Source organism: Faecousia sp., assembly GCF_048519415.1.
Taxonomy (GTDB): domain Bacteria; phylum Bacillota; class Clostridia; order Oscillospirales; family Oscillospiraceae; genus JAZOXB01.
Genome location: NZ_DBFZUT010000062.1, coordinates 1 through 3,910 on the forward strand (window position 1 = coordinate 1; position 3,910 = coordinate 3,910).

4 protein-coding genes and 1 rRNA gene are annotated in these 3,910 nt (G+C 59.7%); all 5 read left to right on the forward strand.

The genetic code is table 11. The features are described from left to right. Positions 1-648, forward strand: a 648-nt coding sequence (locus tag ACMKFF_RS06535; RefSeq protein ID WP_419496440.1) for a hypothetical protein, incomplete at its 5' end; no start/stop codon positions are given. A 128-nt stretch (positions 649-776) separates the two neighbouring features. Beyond that, positions 777-1,838 carry a lipid II:glycine glycyltransferase FemX gene (locus tag ACMKFF_RS06540; protein ID WP_419496441.1) on the forward strand — a complete coding sequence of 354 codons (1,062 nt, stop codon included), beginning with the start codon at positions 777-779 and terminating at the stop codon, positions 1,836-1,838. A 9-nt stretch (positions 1,839-1,847) separates the two neighbouring features. Continuing rightward, entirely contained in the window at positions 1,848-2,933 is a 1,086-nt protein-coding gene (alr, locus tag ACMKFF_RS06545) for an alanine racemase (RefSeq protein ID WP_419496442.1), read from the forward strand. A gap of 5 nt (positions 2,934-2,938) precedes the next feature. Further along, a complete protein-coding gene (locus tag ACMKFF_RS06550; protein WP_419496443.1) occupies positions 2,939-3,361 on the forward strand; it encodes a hypothetical protein in 423 nt (140 codons plus the stop codon). Positions 3,362-3,786: 425 nt separating this feature from the next. Continuing rightward, positions 3,787-3,910 (forward strand): 16S ribosomal RNA (locus ACMKFF_RS06555); the annotation flags it as partial.

Sequence of the window (3,910 nt, forward strand, 5' to 3'; positions counted from 1 at the left end):
TATCTGATATTTGCAGACCTGCTGCCGCTGCTGCTCCTGCTGGCCGGGTGCGGCGAAAAGCAGGCGTTCAACCCGGTCGTCTTTGTTGCGGAACGCTCAGCGGACAGCCTGACGAACGCGGCGGGGGAACGTCTGCAGGGCGATCCGGAGCTGGGCTTTGACAACGACGCCACGACCATGGAGATCGGGGAATCGTACTCTACCAATCTGTCCTACTGTTTTGAGATCCCGCGCACGACGTCCCTGACGCTGCATTCGCAATATAACCCGGTCATAGAAGGTGCGTCCACGGAGTTCCTGCTGCACAGCGATGCTGTGGAATGCCGGCTGGACGCGACTTACGCCGAGGACGGCGAGCTGACGTTCGAGATCGACGCGGAGTCGTGCAGGCTGCGCGGGAACGACATGGAGTACAGCCTCCTATTCGATTACGGCTGCGAGGACAAGACGACGCTGACCATAAAGGCGGCCGGTTCGCAGGAGGTCACGGTCACATACCGGAACGGAAACGTCGTCATTCAGTCGGACACGGCGTTCACGCTCCGCCAGTTTGCTCCCGGCAGCGACGAAACGGAGCGGTTCTATGACTTCCCGGCAGGCCGCACGGTCATCACGTCCTCCACGGTCGAGGGCGTTACCTGGAAATAAGGAAAAAGACGCAGGCCTGGCGGCGCCCCCCCGCCGGGCCTGCGTTTGTCATCGTCTTTTTGCTTGCATTGCCGGGCGGAGTGTGCTACACTGTAGCTGTATATCTATGGAATAACGGAGAATGTATCATGACCGAATTGATTCAGGAATCCACCCTCGCGGAATACGAGGCATTTGTGCAGAGCCACCCGAAGGGACATTTTGCGCAGAGCTCCCTCTGGGCCAAGCAGAAGCCCGCGTGGAAGTGGCGCGCCATCGTCTCGCGCGGCGCGGACGGCCGGATCCGGGGCAGCATCGCCTTCCTGATCCGCACCATGCCCTATATCCACAAAACGATGCTCTACGCCTGCCGCGGCCCCGTCTGCGATCTTGACGACCGCGAGACGTTCGGCGAGCTTGTCGCCGCCGCCCGCGAGCTGGCGAAGGAATATAAGGCCTATGTCATCAAGATCGACCCGGACGTCCCCGTGGAAAACGAGGATTTCCGCCGCATGCTCGAGGACTTCGGCTTCCGCACGCGCCACGGCGGCAAGAATTTCGAGGCGATCCAGCCAAAATTCGTCTTCCGCCTCTGGCTCAACGGCCGCACGGAGGACGAGCTCATGGCCTCGTTCCACCAGAAGTGGCGCTATAACATCCGCCTCGCCGTAAAAAAGGGCGTGGAGGTGCGCGTCTGCGGCAAGGAAATGGTGCCGGATTTCGCCCGCATCATGCTCACGACCGGTGTGCGCGACGGCTTCGTCACCCGTCCACCGGAGTATTTTGCCAACATGCTCGACAACCTTGGCGAGCACGCGCGGCTGTATATGGCCTTCCACGAGGGGCAGCCCATCGCGGGTACGCTGGCCATCCATTACGGCGACAAGGTGTGGTATCTCTACGGCGCAAGCTCGAACGAGCACCGCAACCTCATGCCGAATTATCTGCTGCAGTGGAGCATGATCCAGTGGGCCGTTGAGACCGGCTGCAACGTCTATGATTTCCGCGGCGTTTCCGGCGATATCTCGGAGGATAACCCCCTGTATGGCCTGTATAAGTTCAAAAAAGGCTTCGGCGGAGATTTCACGGAATTTGTCGGCGAGTACGACCTCGTGCTCAAGCGCACGGCGTGGCTCATCGCTGAAAAGGGCAGCGTGCTCTATAAGAATCTCAATGCGAAGCTCTATCTGCTGAAAAATCGCAAAAAGTGAGGTGCGCCCATGAAGGCCTATGTGGTGGAGAAGGAAGCCCTCTCCCATAATATCGAACTGCTGCAGAAAATGGCAAACGGCGTCCCCATCTGGGCCGTGCTCAAGGGCAACGGCTACGGCATCGGCGTGCTGCCGCTGGCCCGCCATCTGGCGGAGGCCGGGATCGACCATTTCTGCGTGACCGAGGTGCGCGAGGCGGAGCTTCTGCGCGAAAACGGCTTTGAGGACGCTTCGATCCTGATGCTGCGCTCCACCGGCGACCCGGCGGAGCTGAACCGCCTGATGGACCTGCGGGTCATTCTGACCATCGGCTCGTGGGAGACGGCCTGCGCCATCAACGCCATTGCGGCTGAGCGCGCGGACGTCGTCGAGGCTCATCTGAAGATCGACACCGGCATGGGCCGCTACGGCTTCCTGCCGGAGGATATGGATCACATCCTCGGCGTCTACCGCGAGCAGAAGAATATCGCGGTCAGCGGCGTCTATACGCACTTCAACTGCGCCTTCGGCAGCAAAAAGCTCACGCATCAGGAATTCGAGACCTTTCAGAAGACGGTCTCGGCCATCCGCGAGGCCGGCTTCGAGACCGGAACGGTGCACTGCTGCAATTCGTCTGCCTTCCTGCGCTTTCCGGAGATGCACTGCGACGGCGTACGGCTCGGCTCGGCCATTCTTGGCCGTGTGCCCTTCCACACAAAGCTGCGCCCCGTCGGCTATGCCGAGGCGCATGTGGAGGAGCTGCGCGTCCTGCCGAAGGGGCACCCGACGGGCTACGGCGCCATGTGGACTGCGCGCGAGGATACGCCGGTCGCCATTGTCCCCATCGGCTGGTACAACGGCTTCCGCGAGCGCTGCGACGGCGGCATCACACGCTTCCGCGACTGCCTGAGCCTCATTCTGCGCGGCCTGCGCGGGATCTTTTTCCGCGCCCTGCCGCTCGTAGAGGTCAACGGACATAAATGCCGCGTCGTTGGACAGATCGGCATGCTGCATATCGCCGTGGACGTGCGCGGCATCGAGTGCAAGCCCGGCGACCGCGTCATCGTGCCGATCAACCCGCTTCATGTCAAGGGCATGAAGATCCAGTACCGGTGACGGCTATGCAGTGGGATCCGCAGGCGGTGCGCGCCGCGCTGGCCGCACCGGGGGAAAAGACCTCCCGCAGGCTGCTCTCGGAGCTTTACGAGGACTTCCGGCGCGAGAAGCCCGAGGAGTGGAAGCAGATCGAGGCGGCGAGCTATTCCGAACCGGACTGCGCGGCGGCGCAGCGGGCCTATCGGCGGGCATCTGCCGTTTCGACGGCCCTGCTCGTGCTGGCGCTGGCGGTCGTGATCGCGGCCTTTGTGCTGGGCGATTTCGGAGCGGCCTTCCTGACGGGCTGGGGCAACCGCTATCTGCTGGCCGGGGCGGTGCTGGCCGCCATGGGACTGCTCGTGCTGGGCGGCCTCTTTGCCGGGAAGTACCGCGCGATCTTTCTGGCGACGGTCCTGCTGGAACGGGAAGAAAGGAAGACGGAAAATTGAAACCCATGCTCCTGTGTAGGCAAGAAGAACTGCACAGGAGCATGTCTCAAAACAAGATATGGTGCCGTGTAGCGCGTGAAAACGCCAGATATTGTATGCACAAAAAAGATTGAAATTAGTCGAAAAAAGTGCTTGACAAAAGGGGGTATGCATGGTATTATATCGGAGCTGTCTGCGAGAGACACAAACGCGAAAGCGAATGAGCCACAAGCGGTCGGCGGTGTACCTTGTAAATTAAACAACGAGAAACATGAACAAACACCTTGGACAATTTGATGAAAAACAAGTTGTTCTTTGAGATGTCAGTGTAAAAACTGAGATTGTGAAGAATAGCCAACGAGAAATTCTTGAGTGAAGCTAAGAGCAAAACTTATAGAATGCATGATTTTATTTGGTTTCCGAAAGGGAACTGATTAAGATACCATTTTATAGAGAGTTTGATCCTGGCTCAGGACGAACGCTGGCGGCGTGCCTAACACATGCAAGTCGAACGGAGTCGGCCCCGCAAGGGACTGACTTAGTGGCGAACGGGTGAGTAACGCGTGAGCA

What these genes read in the sequence shown, in the direction of transcription:
- ACMKFF_RS06540 (WP_419496441.1), top strand. Translation starts at nt 777, where the DNA reads ATGACCGAATTGATTCAGGAATCCACCCTCGCGGAATACGAGGCATTT.
- alr (WP_419496442.1), top strand. Translation starts at nt 1,848, where the DNA reads ATGAAGGCCTATGTGGTGGAGAAGGAAGCCCTCTCCCATAATATCGAA.
- ACMKFF_RS06550 (WP_419496443.1), top strand. Translation starts at nt 2,939, where the DNA reads ATGCAGTGGGATCCGCAGGCGGTGCGCGCCGCGCTGGCCGCACCGGGG.